This is a genomic window from Pseudomonas sp. NGC7 (assembly GCF_047159675.1).
Taxonomy (GTDB): domain Bacteria; phylum Pseudomonadota; class Gammaproteobacteria; order Pseudomonadales; family Pseudomonadaceae; genus Aquipseudomonas; species Aquipseudomonas kermanshahensis.
Genome location: NZ_BAAFZY010000001.1, coordinates 4,964,427 through 4,980,818, shown reverse-complemented (window position 1 = coordinate 4,980,818; position 16,392 = coordinate 4,964,427). Strand labels below are relative to the sequence as shown.

Annotated in this window: 18 protein-coding genes; 7 read left to right on the top strand and 11 right to left on the bottom strand. The window is 62.5% G+C overall.

Features of this window, described 5'->3' with window-relative positions:
• Positions 1–70 precede the first annotated feature (70 nt).
• Positions 71–544, top strand: a complete 474-nt coding sequence (locus tag ACMCNM_RS22165) for a DUF2938 domain-containing protein (protein ID WP_412765422.1) — start codon at positions 71–73, stop codon at positions 542–544.
• A gap of 15 nt (positions 545–559) precedes the next feature.
• Here the strand turns inward: ACMCNM_RS22165 and ACMCNM_RS22160 are convergent, their stop codons facing one another.
• Together ACMCNM_RS22160 and ACMCNM_RS22155 are read right to left on the bottom strand one after the other, a co-directional pair.
• Positions 560–739: a hypothetical protein gene (locus tag ACMCNM_RS22160; protein WP_085272538.1), complete on the bottom strand. Its 180-nt coding sequence runs from the start codon at positions 737–739 to the stop codon at positions 560–562.
• A 30-nt stretch (positions 740–769) separates the two neighbouring features.
• A complete protein-coding gene (locus ACMCNM_RS22155) occupies positions 770–964 on the bottom strand; it encodes a hypothetical protein (RefSeq protein WP_085272539.1) in 195 nt (64 codons plus the stop codon).
• Positions 965–1,378: 414 nt separating this feature from the next.
• Here ACMCNM_RS22155 and ACMCNM_RS22150 point away from each other — a divergent pair, with 414 nt between their 5' ends.
• The 3 genes from ACMCNM_RS22150 to ACMCNM_RS22140 all read left to right on the top strand — a co-directional run bounded on the left by ACMCNM_RS22150 (position 1,379) and on the right by ACMCNM_RS22140 (position 3,448).
• Positions 1,379–1,651, top strand: coding sequence for a hypothetical protein (locus ACMCNM_RS22150; RefSeq protein WP_412765421.1), 273 nt, complete (start codon positions 1,379–1,381; stop codon positions 1,649–1,651).
• 156 nt (positions 1,652–1,807) lie between these two features.
• The gene (locus tag ACMCNM_RS22145; protein ID WP_412765420.1) at positions 1,808–2,707 is read left to right on the top strand and encodes an EamA family transporter; all 900 of its coding nucleotides are present in this window, start codon (positions 1,808–1,810) and stop codon (positions 2,705–2,707) included.
• A 57-nt stretch (positions 2,708–2,764) separates the two neighbouring features.
• Entirely contained in the window at positions 2,765–3,448 is a 684-nt protein-coding gene (locus tag ACMCNM_RS22140) for a hypothetical protein (RefSeq protein ID WP_412765419.1), read from the top strand.
• Positions 3,449–3,558: 110 nt separating this feature from the next.
• Here the strand turns inward: ACMCNM_RS22140 and ACMCNM_RS22135 are convergent, their stop codons facing one another.
• On the bottom strand, positions 3,559–4,326 hold the full coding sequence (locus ACMCNM_RS22135; RefSeq protein ID WP_085272540.1) for a substrate-binding periplasmic protein: 768 nt from the start codon (positions 4,324–4,326) through the stop codon (positions 3,559–3,561).
• Positions 4,327–4,449: 123 nt separating this feature from the next.
• Between ACMCNM_RS22135 and dnaX the strand changes: the two genes are divergently transcribed.
• The 3 genes from dnaX (at position 4,450) to recR (ending at position 7,610) form a co-directional block, all read left to right on the top strand.
• A complete protein-coding gene (gene dnaX, locus ACMCNM_RS22130; RefSeq protein ID WP_412765418.1) occupies positions 4,450–6,519 on the top strand; it encodes a DNA polymerase III subunit gamma/tau in 2,070 nt (689 codons plus the stop codon).
• Positions 6,520–6,583: 64 nt separating this feature from the next.
• On the top strand, positions 6,584–6,919 hold the full coding sequence (locus tag ACMCNM_RS22125; RefSeq protein ID WP_008093501.1) for a YbaB/EbfC family nucleoid-associated protein: 336 nt from the start codon (positions 6,584–6,586) through the stop codon (positions 6,917–6,919).
• Positions 6,920–7,007: 88 nt separating this feature from the next.
• Entirely contained in the window at positions 7,008–7,610 is a 603-nt protein-coding gene (gene recR / locus ACMCNM_RS22120) for a recombination mediator RecR (RefSeq protein ID WP_027592934.1), read from the top strand.
• Positions 7,611–7,753: 143 nt separating this feature from the next.
• On the opposite strand, the gene ACMCNM_RS22115 is transcribed toward recR, so the two are convergent.
• From ACMCNM_RS22115 to ccoG, 8 genes are all read right to left on the bottom strand, one after another.
• On the bottom strand, positions 7,754–8,302 hold the full coding sequence (locus ACMCNM_RS22115; RefSeq protein ID WP_099454871.1) for an adenine phosphoribosyltransferase: 549 nt from the start codon (positions 8,300–8,302) through the stop codon (positions 7,754–7,756).
• 53 nt (positions 8,303–8,355) lie between these two features.
• Positions 8,356–9,090 (bottom strand): Crp/Fnr family transcriptional regulator FnrA, encoded by a 735-nt coding sequence (gene fnrA, locus ACMCNM_RS22110; protein WP_099454870.1) that lies wholly within the window; start codon positions 9,088–9,090, stop codon positions 8,356–8,358.
• Between the two features lie 186 nt (positions 9,091–9,276).
• Positions 9,277–10,659: an oxygen-independent coproporphyrinogen III oxidase gene (gene hemN / locus ACMCNM_RS22105; RefSeq protein ID WP_186682711.1), complete on the bottom strand. Its 1,383-nt coding sequence runs from the start codon at positions 10,657–10,659 to the stop codon at positions 9,277–9,279.
• A gap of 204 nt (positions 10,660–10,863) precedes the next feature.
• Entirely contained in the window at positions 10,864–11,547 is a 684-nt protein-coding gene (locus ACMCNM_RS22100; RefSeq protein WP_412765417.1) for a sulfite exporter TauE/SafE family protein, read from the bottom strand.
• Positions 11,540–11,755, bottom strand: a complete 216-nt coding sequence (gene ccoS / locus ACMCNM_RS22095; RefSeq protein ID WP_027592930.1) for a cbb3-type cytochrome oxidase assembly protein CcoS — start codon at positions 11,753–11,755, stop codon at positions 11,540–11,542. Before ccoS ends, ACMCNM_RS22100 begins: the two co-directional genes overlap by 8 nt.
• Before the next feature lie 13 nt (positions 11,756–11,768).
• Positions 11,769–14,213, bottom strand: a complete 2,445-nt coding sequence (locus ACMCNM_RS22090; protein ID WP_412765416.1) for a heavy metal translocating P-type ATPase — start codon at positions 14,211–14,213, stop codon at positions 11,769–11,771.
• A gap of 143 nt (positions 14,214–14,356) precedes the next feature.
• Entirely contained in the window at positions 14,357–14,884 is a 528-nt protein-coding gene (locus ACMCNM_RS22085; protein ID WP_085272544.1) for a FixH family protein, read from the bottom strand.
• Positions 14,885–14,899: 15 nt separating this feature from the next.
• Positions 14,900–16,315, bottom strand: a complete 1,416-nt coding sequence (ccoG, locus tag ACMCNM_RS22080) for a cytochrome c oxidase accessory protein CcoG (RefSeq protein WP_412765415.1) — start codon at positions 16,313–16,315, stop codon at positions 14,900–14,902.
• Positions 16,316–16,392 lie beyond the last annotated feature (77 nt).

Below are 16,392 nucleotides of genomic sequence, written 5' to 3'. Positions count from 1 at the left end.
CTTCAACTTCTATGCTGCGCGGCATGTTGCTGAACGTCAATCTTAGAGGGCTGAATCGATGACGCTTGCCATGCTAAAAGCCGCTTTGCTGATCGGGGTTGGGGCCACCGTGATCATGGACCTGTGGGGGGGGTTGCTGCGGCGCCTGGGTATCCCTACCTTGAATTTCGCCATGGTAGGGCGCTGGGCGGGCCATGTGATGAAGGGGCGAGTGCGCCACGACGCTATCGCCAAGGCCGAACCGGTTGCGAACGAACTGGCCTTGGGGTGGGTTATCCACTACGTGATCGGTGTGTTGTTTGCCGTGATGCTGGTGGGGATGGTCGGGGAGGGCTGGCTGAGTGCCCCAACGCTGTGGCCTGCGCTGGTTTGGGGCGTGGCGACGGTTGCGGCGCCGCTGTGCTTCATGCAGCCGGTGATGGGGGCGGGGTTCTTTGCCTCGCGGACGCCGACACCTGGGCGTAACTGCCTGAAGAGTCTGGTGACCCATACGGTGTTTGGGGTTGGGATGTTCTTGAGTGCCGGTTTGATTGCGTCAGGTTGAAGACAGCGCTCGGGATTACAGCAGTCTCAAGATCAAGAGACCGGCGAGAAGTAACGCCAAAGCAAAGCCCGCACCTAGGCTGAACGGCAAAAGCGCTGACCAAGGAGAAAAGGCTCTTGCCTTGCGCATTTCTTCGGCCAGGGCCTCAACTTCGCGATGGGATTGTTCAACCCTATCTTGAGTGGAACGGGGCATGATCTTTCCTCTTGCCATAAACGAGCGTGCTTAGAGTTTAACCAGCAGGGCCATGATACCCGCAATGGCAGTCAGTATGACCGAGCCGGTTGCGAAGGGGTGCCAGAACGCCTCTTGTCTAAGCTTGCGCTCTTCAGCCATGAATTTGAGTGCTTCTGCAGCTAGCTTGCGATTCTCGATCTGTAGTCTGTCGAGTTCGAGATTGTCTCGATCATCTTGGAGCATCGGGAGGTGTCTTTTTGGGGGGTGGTGAAAATTATGCGCCATCAGGCGAGAGGTCGGAATCGCTCTATACACCAGATTTCGTAGTCCAATTGCCAACAAGGAAGGATCCTACTCTCGTATAGGCGGTTTCCTGCTGCATTTGTAAGGCTTGCAGAAATATCCTACGCATCCCGTCGACTCCCGTCTGATTGTCCTTGGAAACCCCACCCAATAGGCTTTTGCGGTCGCTGTCGGTTCAGCGATCGGGTGTGGAAGCCCGGGAACGACTTGGAGCAGTTGTCTGTTATGGCAGCTGTGCGCGGGAGGTACTCGTACCTGCCGGGTTTTCCATGTGCCTGGTCTTCCACCCCGCGTACAGTTGTCACCCTAATGCGTGGAAGCAAAAGGGTGCAGCTCAGTTCACATGGAGCTTGCATGAAAAAAATCGTCCCCGACCCACCCCATACCTTCGACCTTCCCCCCGGTAAATCCCTTTCCCGCGCCATCAGCGAAGGCGTCGTGCCAATAAAGTTCGCGCTGATGAATGTCTCCCACTACCTGATGTTCGCCTACAGCGACAGCCGCCGAGCACTTGAGCGCATCCAAGACGAAGAAACGCGACAGCTACTGGAGCATGGCCTGCGCGCCATACAAATCGCCTGGGGCCAGGCTGATGCCGTGACATTGGCTGTCGAACGCCAGAAGTAGCGGGGTCTGCCCACAGTCAGCGGGCTGCTTTAAACAGCGATGTTTAATGCAGGCGAAATTTCTCAGAGCAGCCCCACGTGTCGGTAGGACGCCTCCTGCATCCAGGCGCAATCAATGTCATTACAGTAATGCATGCCGCAACAAGGGAGAGCAGGCATGAAAATGAGCAAGCGGGATTTGGTCGCCGGTGTTCTGGTGACAGTCCTATGGGGCTGTAACTTCTCTGTCATCGAACTAGGCTTGAGAAGCCTGGATCCTTACCTTCTGACGCTGTTGCGTTTCGTGTTCTGCGCTATGCCTCTGGTGTTCTTCGTCAAGCGCCCGGCAGGCATTTCATATGGGGTGCTGGCCCTATACGGTGTGATGTTCGGCGCCGGCTTGTGGTGGGTTGTCAATTTCGCAATGTACCAAGGCTTGTCCCCCGGCATGTCATCGGTGTTTCTGCAGTTCAGTGCCTTTTTCACTATCCTCCTCAGCAGTCTCCTTCTAGGCGAGCGAGTCAGTGGAGTCCATCTGTGCGGCATGGCCTCAGCCGCCTGCGGTCTGATAATGATCTTGGCATTAGGCGGTGAGTCGTCGACGGTTACCGGTGTTCTACTCGTACTTATCGCTGCCCTGGCCTGGTCGCTGTGCAACCTGGTGGTCAAGCTCAAACGCCCGGCCGACATGGTCGCGTTCATTATCTGGTCGAGCCTTTTTTCGGTCCCGGCGATATTCGTTTTGACAGTCGCAGCCAATGGCTGGGCCTCATTCGCAGTGCTTGCCGGTGGTGTAGCGTGGGAAGCCTTGTTCTCTGTGCTGTTCCAGAGCTACATCACAACCATCCTGGGCTACCTGGTATGGAACAACCTGATGAAGAAATACCCGGCTGCCCAGGTCGCACCGCTCTCGCTGCTCGTGCCTGTATCGGGGCTGGTTGCTTCCTACCTGTTTTTTGGCGAGCAGATGAGCATTGCCAAAGCGATAGCGATTGGCTTCGTCTTGCTGGGCATCTTGATCTTCGTCAACGCCCACAACCTGCAGCGGATCATGAGGGGCAGAGGCTTGACGGAATAGCGCATTAACCTAACTGGACGTTCAACGCACGGATGCACTTTGTCAGAGGATGATGAAATGTTCGATGTTAATAAACACCGGCGAGAGTACTTCTATGAATTACTGACAGTAATCGAAGGTGTTCTGCCGGAGGCGTTGTGTGACAGCTTGGCTAGTCGGGTACAGCATGTCATTGATGAGGGTGGTGTGGACTTGGTTCAGCACTCAGGGTTGGGCACCGACGCAGTTTCGGACCTTGGTGGGCAATATAAGCATCACATATTCAAGGGGGCTGATGTCAGATGCCATCTGCCAGAGCTTAATGCTGTATACCATGCGTTGGTGCCGCTGATCAGCATCATCACCCACACCGACACCGTGGTGTCGCCTTACCCCGCGTCAGATGTAAATATTAAAGCGTACCCTCCGGGTGGTGGCACATTAGGGCTTCATTACGACACCAATGGCATAACGTGCCTGTTATTTTTGACAACGAATCAGGAGGCGCCATTGCGTTTCAGCGTCGAGCGTTCTCATCCTAGTAAAAAGGAGCCTTGGCTAGAGCATGGCAGAATCCATGCGCGCAAAGGGGCATTGCTACTCATGCAAGGGCGGAAAGTGTTACATGATTGTGAGCCGACTGTGAGTGAGCAAAAACTTTCGGTGGTTTACAACTATTATGAACGGCACGATACCTACCGCCATGCAGACTTTGACAATTTTGTGTATTACGGATCGCAGCCGCGACAGCTTGCAAAATGAGTGAGTTGTAAAACTGATAGTTCGCTTTATCTGGCCTTGTGCTGCGAATAGGTTGCGCAGAAGCTACACCCTCTTCCCAGCACAAGCCTGCTCCCACACGTGTGCGCTATTCAAGGCGTCCGCGCTGCGGCATTCCCAGCATACCCCGCACCCCCATACCGCTGGCTGATCCGCTCAATCTCCCCGGACTGCTTCATGCGCACCAGTGCCCTGAGCACCCCTTGCGTCGGTACCCCAGGGTCAGTGCGCACCATGCATCCCAAGTCCTGCTCTTCCAGCACTGCCAGCGTTTGCAGCTGTTGCCCCGCCGGCAAGCCTTGGTTGAACCACTGCAACGACAATTCGTTGCTCACCGCATGCAGATACCGCCCCGCGTGCAGCTTCTGCAGGGCCAGCAGCTGGCTGCGGCTGTCTTCGCGGTGCAATCGGCCCTGCTCGAACAAGGGTTGCAGGGTGCCGTAGGCATAACCCAGCACAGTGCCGATGGCTTGCGGCGCCAGTTGCTCTGGGCGGGTAGGGTTGCTTGCATCAGCGCCGCCAACCAATACGTCGCGCTGGTGGATCACGGGGATGCTCCAGACAAAATTGCCCGGCCGATCCTGAAACCATTGGGTGCTGACATAGCAGCGCACGTCGATATCGCCGCTTTCCATGGCCTCCTGCAGGCGCAGGCGTGCCAGTACGTGATACTCCGGGCGTACACCCACTTCCCGGGCAATGGCCTGCATCAGGTCGAACAGCAAACCTTCCACCGGCTGGTCGCCTTCGACACGCATCAGCGGCATGCTCCAGCTCTCGGCGACGGAAAAACGCAGCACGGGTGGGTCGGCCAGGCTGTGGGTGGTCCACAGCAATAGCAGGGGCAACAGTCTTCGCAAGGCACATCCTCCCTGGATAGCGCGCCAGTTTCATAGCTTAGACCAGTCGCGCAGGGTGCAATTTCGGCCCCGCTCCGCTAGCATTAGCGATCTTCCGCTCGATCAGGCTACGATGGTTTTTCGATGAGTTATCAGGTTCTTGCACGAAAATGGCGTCCGCGCTCGTTCCGCGAAATGGTCGGCCAGGCCCATGTGCTCAAGGCCTTGATCAATGCCTTGGACAACCAGCGCCTGCACCATGCCTACCTGTTTACCGGCACCCGCGGTGTGGGCAAGACTACCATCGCCCGCATTATCGCCAAATGCCTGAACTGCGAAACCGGCATCACCTCGACGCCCTGCGGCACCTGTTCAGTGTGCCGGGAAATCGACGAGGGCCGCTTCGTCGACCTGATCGAGATCGACGCCGCCAGCCGCACCAAGGTCGAAGATACCCGCGAGCTGCTGGATAACGTGCAATATGCCCCGAGCCGTGGGCGCTTCAAGGTCTACCTGATCGACGAAGTGCACATGCTCTCGACCCACTCGTTCAACGCCTTGCTCAAGACGCTGGAAGAGCCGCCGCCCTACGTCAAGTTCATCCTCGCCACCACCGACCCGCAGAAGCTGCCAGCGACCATCCTGTCGCGCTGCCTGCAGTTCTCGCTGAAGAACATGAGCCCGGAGCGGGTAGTCGAGCACCTCAGCCATGTGCTGACCGCCGAAAACGTGCCGTTCGAGCCAGATGCCCTATGGCTGCTGGGGCGCGCCGCCGACGGTTCGATGCGCGATGCCATGAGCTTGACTGACCAGGCCATCGCGTTTGGTGAAGGCAAGGTGCTGGCGGCCGATGTGCGGGCCATGCTCGGTAGCCTCGACCATGGCCAGGTCTATGGCGTGCTGCAGGCGCTGCTCGAAGGCGATGCCCGCGCGCTGCTGGAGGCGGTGCGCAACCTTGCCGAGCAAGGGCCGGACTGGAGCGGCGTGCTGGCCGAAATGCTCAACGTGCTGCACCGTGTCGCCATTGCCCAGGCTCTGCCGGAGGCGGTGGACAACGGCCAGGGCGACCGCGATCGCGTGTTGGCGCTGGCCTCGGCATTGCCGGCCGAGGACGTGCAGTTCTATTACCAGATGGGCCTGATTGGCCGCCGCGACCTGCCCTTGGCGCCAGACCCGCGGGGTGGCTTCGAGATGGTTCTGTTGCGCATGCTGGCGTTCCGCCCGGCCGACACCGATGACGCGCCGAAACCGGTGCTAAAGCCGGTGGGGATCAGCCAAGCCACAGCTGATCCTGCAACACCGGTGGCAACTGCGGGAGTGGCCCATCAGCCAGCCGCAGCGCCCGTGGCGCCGGTTGTCGCGCAAGCGGTGGAGGTGCCGACCCCTGTAGCACTCGCTGTAGAGCCGACGCCTGCCGTTACCCAGCCAGCGCCAGTTGAACCTGCTGCGCCGGCACCCGCACCTGTCGAGGACGTCATCGACCTGCCCTGGGAAGAGCCTGTAGCGCCCCCCGTGCCGGTTGCCGCCTCGCCGGTGCCTGTGGCTGAGCCTGCGCCAACACCTGCGCCCCAGCCAGCCATGGCCGAGCCGCAACGCGAACAGCCGGCCTACGACGAGCCGCCGTTCGACCCGTCGGCCTATGCTGCAGCGGGCATGGACCGCGACGACGAACCGCCAGCGGACGAAGATTACTACGTAGGTGACAGCGACCCCGTCGGGTTCAGTTACCTTGATGAACTGGCCGAGCACGTCCAGGAAGAGCAGCCCAAACCTGCTGCCGAACCGCTGCCGGCCGCCCAGCCGGCTACGGGCCTGGCCCTGCAATGGCTGGAATTATTCCCACAGTTGCCTGTCTCCGGTATGACAGGCAACATCGCCGCAAACTGTACGCTGATTGCCGCCGACGGCGACGACTGGCTGCTGCACCTGGACCCAGGCCAGGGCGCACTGTTCAACGCCACCCAGCAGCGGCGCTTGAACGACGCGCTCAATCAGCACTTGGGGCGCACTCTGAACCTGCGTATCGAGCTGATACGCCCTGAGCAGGAAACGCCGGCCCAGGCCGCCTCGCGCAAGCGTGCCGAGCGCCAGCAGGACGCCGTGGTGTCGATCGAGCAGGACCCGTTGATCCAGCAGATGATCAAGCAGTTCGGTGCCAAGGTGCGACAGGATACTATTGAGCCTGTAGAGGCCCTGGCCAATCAGGGCCAGTAACGGATAACCATGCGGCTGGCCCGGTGCCGGGCCGCATCACATGACCCAATCGAGGTATACCCCCATGATGAAAGGTGGCATGGCCGGCCTGATGAAGCAGGCCCAGCAGATGCAGGAAAAAATGGCCAAGATGCAAGAAGAACTGGCCAACGCCGAAGTGACCGGCCAATCCGGTGGCGGCCTGGTGAGCGTGGTGATGACTGGTCGTCACGACGTTAAGCGCGTCAGCATCGACCAAAGCCTGATGTCGACCGATGAAGACGACAAGGAAGTGCTTGAAGACCTGATCGCTGCTGCACTGAACGATGCGGTCCGTAAGGTCGAGCAGAGCAGCCAGGAAAAAATGGGCGGCATGACCGCTGGCATGCAGTTGCCGCCAGGCTTCAAAATGCCGTTCTGATACACCTTTTGCGTCAAATGGGGAGCAACGGCCTTGGGGCCGTTGCTCCCTTGTTCATTCTGTTCCCCCGACTTGCAGGCCTGCCTACATGAGCTTCAGCCCACTGATCCGCCAACTGATCGATGCCTTGCGCACCCTGCCGGGTGTCGGCCAGAAAACCGCCCAGCGCATGGCCCTGCAGCTGCTTGAGCGTGACCGCAGCGGCGGCCTGCGTTTGGCTCAGGCGTTGACCCAGGCCATGGAAGGGGTTGGCCATTGCCGTCAGTGCCGCACCCTGACCGAGCAGGAACTCTGCCCGCAGTGCGCCGACCCGCGCCGTGACGACACGCAGTTGTGTGTGGTCGAAGGGCCGGTGGATGTGTATGCGGTGGAGCAGACTGGTTACCGCGGCCGCTATTTCGTGCTCAAGGGGCATCTGTCGCCGCTCGATGGCCTGGGGCCTGAGGCGATCGGCGTGCCGCAGCTGATGGCGCGAATCGAGGAGCAGGGCACCTTTACCGAGGTGATCCTGGCGACCAACCCGACGGTGGAAGGGGAGGCGACGGCGCATTACATCGCGCAGTTGCTGAACGAGAAAGGCCTGGTGGCGTCGCGCATTGCCCATGGTGTGCCGCTGGGTGGCGAGCTGGAGCTGGTGGATGGCGGGACATTGGCGCATGCCTTTGCGGGGCGCCGGCCGATTTCGCTGTGATTCGAAATAGTGGGGCCGCTGTGCGGCCCATTCGCGGGACAAGCCCGCTCCCACAGGTACTGCGGTACCTCAAAGGCCTTCACAAGACCTGTGGGAGCGGGCTTGTCCCGCGAATGGGTGGCAACGCCGCCCCTGAATACGACTCAGTATTCGTTCAGCGAAAACTCGGTCAGGCAGAAGGTCGGCACACCCGCAGCCTGCAGCCGGCGCGAACCCTCCAGCTCCGGCAGGTCAATGATCGCTGCCGCTTCAAATACCTGAGCCCCGGTACGGCGCACCAGGTTGGCTGCCGCCAGCAGGGTGCCGCCAGTGGCAATCAGGTCATCGAAAATCAACACCGAGTCGCCTTCGCACAGGCTGTCGGCATGCACTTCGAGGAAGGCCTCGCCGTACTCGGTCTGATAACCCTCGCTCAGCACGTCAGCCGGCAGCTTGCCCTGTTTGCGGAACAGGATCAGCGGCTTGTTCAGCTGGTGGGCGATGATTGAGCCGATCAGGAAGCCGCGCGCGTCCATGGCGCCGATGTGGCTGAACTCAGCCTCGACATAACGCTCGATGAACTGGTCGGCGACATAGCGCAGCCCGCGTGGGGATTGGAACAGCGGGGTGATGTCGCGAAAGATCACACCCGGTTTGGGGAAGTCCACTACCGGGCGGATCAGGGCTTTGAGGTCGAAGGCTTCGCTATGCATTGTTGCGGGTATCCTGGAAAAACGATGGCGCCAGTATACCCGTTAACAAAGGCTCAGGCCTCCATTGCACCGCCGGCCAGCGCGCACAACTGAATCGGGTCGAGGATATGCACTTCCTTGCCTTCGGCGCGAATCAGGCCGTTTTGCTGGAAGCGGGTGAAGACCCGCGACACGGTTTCCACCGCCAGGCCCAGGTAATTGCCGATTTCGTTGCGCGACATGCTCAGGCGGAACTGGTTGGCCGAGTAGCCACGTGCGCGGAAGCGTGCGGACAGGTTGACCAGGAAGGTGGCAATGCGTTCGTCGGCGGTTTTCTTCGACAGCAGCAGCATCATTTGCTGGTCGTCGCGGATCTCGCGGCTCATCACACGCATCAGCTGACGACGCAACTGCGGCAATTGCACCGAGAGTTCGTCGAGGCGTTCGAAGGGGATTTCGCACACCGACGTAGTCTCTTGGGCCTGGGCCGACACCGGGTAGGCTTCGGTGTCCATGCCGGACAGGCCGACCAGTTCGCTGGGCAGGTGGAAACCGGTGATCTGCTCTTCGCCGCTGTCGCTGAGGCTGAAGGTTTTGAGGGCGCCGGAACGTACTGCGTAGACCGAGCCGAAATTGTCACCCTGGCGGAACAGGAACTCGCCTTTCTTCAGCGGCCGTCCACGTTTGACGATTTCATCCAGTGCTTCCATGTCTTCCAGGTTCAGCGAAAGAGGCAGGCACAGGGGGGCCAGGCTGCAATCCTTGCAATGGGCCTGGGTATGTGGGCGCAGTTTAACTGGCTCGGACATTTTCAATCGATCCTTGTGGGAAAGCACACATAAGACGTAAGGGTAACTCACGGCGTAGGTTGTAGGCCAGCGTGCGCTATTGTGGAGCGTGCTGGCGAAGCCGCGGCGGGTGCGCGCCGAGGCCTTTCGTGTACCCATAGTGTGCCGCACAAGCCCACTTGTCCATGCGGTCGAACGACTCGCTTTTCAGATGACCCGTGAGAAGCGCTGGCGGTTTTGCATCGCCAGGTAGGCGTCGAACACCATGCACACCGAGCGCGCCAACAGGCGGCCGGCGGGCAGGATGCGGATGCCCTTGTCGTCCAGGCTGATCAGGCCATCACGCTGCAAGGTCAGCAGTTCTGGCCAAAGGTCATTGAAGTAACCGCGAAAATCGATGGTGAAGGCCTGTTCGATCGGCTCGTAGTCCAGTTCGAAATGGCAGATCAACTGCTGGATCACTGCCCGGCGCAGGCGATCGTCGTGGTTGCACAGCAGGCCGCGCTGGGTGGCCAGTTGGGCGTTGGAGAGGCTGTCCTGGTAGGTGTTGAGGTCGCTGCTGTTCTGGCAATAGAGGTCGCCGATCTGGCTGATGGCAGACACCCCCAGGCCGATCAGGTCGCAATGGCCATGGGTGGTGTAGCCCTGGAAGTTGCGTTGCAGGGTGCCTTCTTCCTGGGCCATGGCCAGCTCATCGTCGGGCAGGGCGAAGTGGTCCATGCCGATGTAACGGTAACCGGCAGCGGTCAGCTGGTCGATAGTGGCATGCAGCATCTCGAGCTTGGCTGACGGGCTCGGCAGGTCATTGTTGTCGATGCGTCGCTGAGGCATGAAACGCTCGGGCAGGTGGGCGTAGTTGAACACCGACAGGCGGTCGGGTTGCAGGCGGATCACCTCTTCGACCGTGCGGGCAAAGCCTTCCGGGGTCTGCTTGGGCAGGCCGTAGATCAAGTCCAGGTTGATTGAGCGGAATTGCAGGGTACGCGCTGCCTCGATCAGGGTGCGGGTCTGCTCCAGGCTCTGCAGGCGGTTGACCGCCCGCTGCACGGCCGGGTCCAGGTCCTGCACGCCCAGGCTGACACGGTTGAAGCCCAGCTCGCGGAGCAGGCCCATGGTCGACCAGTCGGCTTCGCGTGGGTCGATTTCGATGCCGTAGTCGCCGGAATCATCGTCCAGCAGGTTGAAGTGCTGACGCAGGGTGGCCATCAGCTGGCGCAATTCCACGGGGCTGAGGAAGGTGGGCGTGCCGCCGCCGAAGTGCAGTTGCTCGACCCGTTGCTTGGGGTCCAGGTGGCAGGCGATCAGCTGGATTTCCTGCTCCAGGCGTTGCAGGTAGGGCGCAGCGCGGCCACGGTCCTTGGTGATGACTTTGTTGCAGGCGCAGTAGTAGCAGATGTTGGCGCAGAACGGCACGTGCACGTACAGCGACAAGGGGCGCACCGCCCGGCGGCTCTCGCGCAGGGCGTGGAGCAGGTCGAACGAGCCCACTTCGCTGTGCAGTTGCACGGCGGTCGGGTAGGAGGTGTAGCGTGGTCCGGCCAGGTCGTAGCGGCGGATCAGGTCGGTGTCCCAACGTAGGTCGTCGAGCATGTGGGCGGTCCCCGGATAGAGCGAGCAGTGTCCGGAGTCTATGGCCGTCTGTAGGAATCTGTGTTGATTTGTATCAAGAGCCTTTAGGGCCGCTGAGCGGCCCATCGCCGGCAAGCCAGCTCCCACAGGTGCCTCACTGCCTCAAGGCTTGTGCTGTAGCAGTGGGAGCTGGCTTGCCGGCGATGGGCTGCACAGCAGCCCGCTTCAGTGCCCCATCAACCAATGCTGGTGTGGCCCAGGCAGCGTCCACAGGCCAAACAGGATGACCAGCAAGCCACCCGCCATGCGCACGCTGCGCCGTCGCAACAGGCTGCTGACCCGCTCCGCCGCCAAGCCCGTGGCGAGCAATACCGGCCAGGTGCCCAGCCCGAAGGCTAGCATCAACGCGGCGCTGTACCCCGCATTCCCCTGGCTCGCAGCCCACAGCAACGTGCTGTACACCAGCCCGCACGGCAACCAGCCCCACAAGGCCCCCAGCAACAAGGCCCGCGGCAGGCTCGACACCGGCAGCAGGCGCGAGGCGATTGGCTGGATATGCCGCCACAGCCCTCGGCCCAGGGCCTCGATACGGGTCAACCCGCTCCACCAGCCGGCCAGGTATAGCCCCATGGCAATTAACAGCAACGCGGCTACCACCCGCAGCGCCAGGGCGGCCGGGCTGCTGGCCACGGCCCAGCCAGCCAGGCCCACCAGCAGGCCGGCGCAGGCATAGCTGAGAATGCGCCCGATGTTGTACGCCAACAGCAGCTGCAAGCGTCGACCGCGCTGCTCGGGCGGGATGGCCAGGGTCAGCGCGCCCATCAGGCCGCCGCACATGCCCAGGCAGTGGCCGCCACCGAGCAGGCCAAGGATCAGCGCCGAGCCGAGCAGGGGCAGCAGGTCAGGCACGAGGTGGGGGTTCCTTGTCGTCTTCGGCCAAGCTGTCGTCCGGCTTGACCGCAGCCTGGTGGCGCGGGTCCTGGTCGTCGAACAGGATGCTGTGGGCAGGGCCTTCGAGGTCGTCGTACTGGCCGCTGTCCACTGCCCAGAAGAAGATGTACACGGCGACGCCGACAAGCAGCAGGGCGGCCGGGATCATGACATAGAGGGCTGGCATGGGCGGCTCCTGATCAGGCGGTGGCGGGTTGCGGGTGGCTGCTGGAGGCCGCCACGCCTGGCAGCCGGGTCAGGCGCAGGGCGTTGAGGACCACGATCAGCGAGCTCACCGACATGCCGATGGCCGCCCACACGGGGGTGATCCAGCCGAGCGCGGCAAACGGCAACATGAGGCCATTATACAGGGTCGCCCACAGCAGGTTCTCGAGGATGTTGCGGCGCGTGCGGCGGGCCAGGTCGAAGGCCTGTACCAGCGCCTGCAGGCGGTTGGACAGCAGCACCGCATCGGCGCTGGTCTTGGCCAGGTCAGTGGCGCTGCCCATGGCGATGCTGATGTCGGCGGCAGCCAGCACCGGCACGTCGTTGACCCCATCACCCAGCATCAGCACCTTGCGGCCCGCGGCTTGCAGCGCCTTGAGCCGGTCCAGCTTGTCGTCCGGGCGCAGGCCGCCGATGGCCTGGTCGATGCCCAGTTGCGCCGCCACTTCGGCGACCATCGGCGAGCTGTCACCCGACAGCAGCAGCGTCCGCCAGCCCCGCGCCTTGCAGGCAGCGAGCAAGGCCGGGGCATCATCGCGCAGGCGGTCATCGAGGCCGAACCAGGCCAGCGGCCCTTGGCGATCACCCAGCAGCAGCCATTGGCCGCGCGGCTCGGGCACGCCGGGGATTTCTGCGCCACTCAGGGCGCACACGAACGTGGCCTGGCCGATACGCAGGCGCTGGCCGTCAACCAGCCCCTCCAGGCCCAGGCCTGGCACGGTCTGCACGTCGTCCGCGGGCGCGGCGGTGCGGCCGAAAGCGCGTGCGATGGGGTGTTCAGAGCGGTTTTCCAGGGCGGCGGCCAGGGCCAGGCAACGGTCGGCGGCCAGGTCGGCCAGCGGGCGAATGCTGCGCAGGGTCAGGCGGCCTTCGGTGAGCGTGCCGGTCTTGTCGAAGATGACCGTGTCGATCTGGTTAAGGCCTTCGAGCACGTGGCCGCGGGTCACCAGCAGGCCGAGTTTGTGCAGGGTGCCGGTGGCGGCGGTAAGGGCCGTGGGCGTGGCCAAGGACAAGGCGCAAGGGCAGGTCGCCACCAGCATGGCCAGCACGATCCAGAAGGCGCGGTCCGGGGCCAGGTGCCACCACCACAGGCCGATGGCCACGGCGGCTATCAAGGTAAACAGCAAGAACCACTGCGAAGCGCGGTCGGCGATCTCGGCCAGGCGCGGTTTTTCGGTCTGCGCGCGTTCCAGCAGGCGGACGATGGCCGACAGCCGCGAGTCGTGGCCGAGGGCTTCGACTTCCACGTTCAGGGTGCTCTCGACGTTCAGGGTGCCACCGGTGACCCGATCGCCGACGCGACGCGGCTGCGGCAGGTATTCGCCGGTCAGCAGTGACTCGTCGACGCTGGAGCGGCCTTCGACGATGCGCCCATCGGCGGGGATTACCGCGCCGGGCAGGACTTGCACCGTGTCGCCGCGCTGCAGTTCGCTGAGCAGGATGCGCTCGGCACGGCCGATAACGTCCAGGCGCAGGCACGAGGCGGGCAGCAGGTTGACCAGTTGCGCGGTGGCCGCCGCGGTGCGCTCGCGGGCACGTCGCTCAAGGTAGCGACCGGTCAGCAGGAACAGGGCAAACATGCCGACGGTATCGAAATACAGCTCGCCGCTGCCGCTGATCGCGGTCCAGATCCCGGCGCCGAACGCCAGGGCGATGGCCAGCGATACCGAGACGTCCATGGTCATGTGACGGGTGCGCAGGTCGCGCGCTGCGCCTTTGAAGAATGGCGCGCAGCTGTAGAACACGATCGGGATGGTCAGAAACAGCGCGACCCAGCGCAGGATGGTGTGCAGCTCGGGCGACAGGTCGATGTTGAATTCGGGCCAGGTGGCCATGGTTGCCATCATCGCCTGGAACCACAGCAGCCCGGCGACACCCAGGCGCCGTAAGGCGCTGCGGTTCTCCCGGGCCAGCTGTTCGGCGGCCTGGTCGGGTTGGTAGGGGTGGGCGGCGTAGCCGATCTGGCGCAGCTCGGCGAGCAGGCGCGAGAGGGGCAGCTGGTGGTCGTCCCAGGCCAGCAGCAGGCGGTGATTGGACAGGTTCAGGCGTGCTTCGGTGACCCCGGGCAGGTTGCGCAGGTGCTTTTCGATCAGCCAGCCGCAGGCCGCGCAACTGATGCCCTCGACCAGCAAGGTGGCTTCGGCCAGTTCGCCGGCGTGGCGGACGAAGGTTTGTTGCACGTCGCTGCGGTCGTAGAGCGCCAGTTCATCCTGCAGTTGCCTGGGCAAGGCTTCGGGGTTGGCGCTGGTGTCACTGCGGTGTTGGTAATAGTGCTCCAGGCCCCCGGCGACGATGGACTCGGCCACTGCCTGGCAGCCTGGGCAGCAGAACTGCCGTGGCTCGCCGAGGACCACGGCGGTGAAGCGGTTGCCGGCGGGGACGGGCAGGGTGCAGTGGTAGCAGGGGGTGGGTTGGGTCATAAGGCGAGCACGCATTGACTGTCAGGGACGGGGCCTGTGGGAGCGGGCTTGCCCCGCGAATGGGCCGGCATGGGCGACATCATAAGCAGGCTTGGCCCTTTCGCGGGGCAAGCCCGCTCCCACAGGTAGAGAAAGTGTCGCGATTATTTGTGTTCTGCGCCTAGCAACGCTTCATCGCCCAGCTGCAGAGTCACACCATGCTCCACCTTTTCTTCCTCGAACAACCGCCACACCTGCCCTTGCTGGCTGCCCAGCAACTCGACGAAGCGCCGCCCTTCGACCTTGTCGTCCAGTTGCCCGACATAGCGCCCAGCCTCGGCACGGGTTAGCGCCACCTTGCGGTCCTTGTCCGGCTGGGTGGGCGAGATCAGGTTCAGTTCCAGCGTTTGCGGGTCGCTGTCGCCCGTCAGGCGCAGGTCGACTTCGCCGGTCAGCTCATCCAAATGCACGCTGGCCTTGAGGTTCAAGGTCTGGGCCAGCAGCTCACGGTCCAGCGAGCGGTTGATGCCTTTGCCAGCCTCGTAGTAGTTGTCGTTGACCAGGTTGTCCGGGTTGCGCACGGCAATGCTGACCATGGTCAGGCTCAGGCACACCGAGGTGGTGAGGATGCCGATGATGATCCAGGGCCAGAGGTGCTTGTACCAAGGGCTGGCGGCGGTGGCGGCAGGCATTGTCGATAATCTCTCTCAGCGGATCTGTGGGCCGATGAAGCGGCTCTTGGCTTCAACCTGGGCGTCGCTGTCATCGGCGCTCTTGAGGATGAAGGTGATTTCGTTGGTGGTCGATGGCAGTTTCTCGGGCGCTATCGACAGCTGCACGGGCAGGCTGACGATGTCACCGGCCGCCACGCGGATCTCGCGCTGGCCTTCGAGCTTGAGGTCTGGCAGGCCGGCGGCATCGAGCACGTAGACGTGGTCGCGTTGGTCTTTGTTCATGACCTTGAGGCTGTAGACGTTCTCGATCCGGCCCTGGGCGTTTTCGCGGTACAGCACGCGGTCCTTGCTGACGTCGAAGCCGACCAGCGAGCGGGTGGCGAAGGCGGTGGCCAGGGCGCCGATCATGACCAGCAGCACCAGCGCATAGCCGATCAGCCGAGGGCGCAGCATGTGGGTTTTCTGCCCCGACAGGTTGTGCTCGGTGGTGTAGCTGATCAGCCCTTTGGGGTAGTTCATCTTGTCCATGATGGTGTCGCAGGCGTCGATGCACGCGGCGCAGCCGATACACTCGATCTGCAGGCCGTCGCGGATGTCGATGCCGGTGGGGCAGACCTGCACGCACATGGTGCAGTCGATGCAGTCGCCCAGGCCTTGGGCCTTGTAGTCGATGTCTTTTTTACGCGGGCCACGGGTTTCGCCACGGCGCGGGTCGTAGGACACGATCAGCGTGTCCTTGTCGAACATCACGCTCTGGAAGCGCGCATAGGGGCACATGTACACGCACACCTGCTCGCGCAGCCAACCGGCGTTGCCATAGGTGGCGAGGGTGAAGAAACCGACCCAGAAGTAGGCCCAGCCATCGGCTTGGCCGGTGAAGAATTCGATGGCCAGCTCACGGATCGGCGAGAAGTAACCGACAAAGGTCATGCCGGTGACGAAACCGATCAGCAGCCACAGGCTGTGCTTGGCGAATTTGCGCAGGAGCTTGTTGCCGCTCATGGGGGCGCGGTCGAGCTTCATGCGCTGGTTGCGGTCACCCTCGGTGACTTTTTCGCACCACATGAAAATCCACGTCCACACGCTTTGCGGGCAGGTATAGCCGCACCACACCCGGCCGGCATACACGGTGACGAAGAACAGGCCGAACGCGGCGACGATGAGGATGCCTGACAGGAGGATGAAGTCCTGGGGCCAGATGGTGGCGCCGAAGATGTAGAACTTGCGCTCGGGCAGGTTCCACCAGACGGCCTGGTGACCGCCCCAGTTCAGCCACACGGTGCCGAAGTAGAGCAGGAACAGTACTGCACCGCCGACCATGCGCAGGCGGCGGAAGACGCCTGTGAAGGCGCGGGTGTAGATTTTCTCGCGGGAGGCGTAGAGGTCGACGGAATCCTTCCCTTTGTTGGCAGGCGGGGTGACGTCATGTACCGGAATTTGCTTGCTCATCATCAAGTCCCACGGCAGTGGAGAAATGCCGCGGCCAGTGCATGCCGGCCGCAGTCTCGCGCAATCTGCTAGCGCTC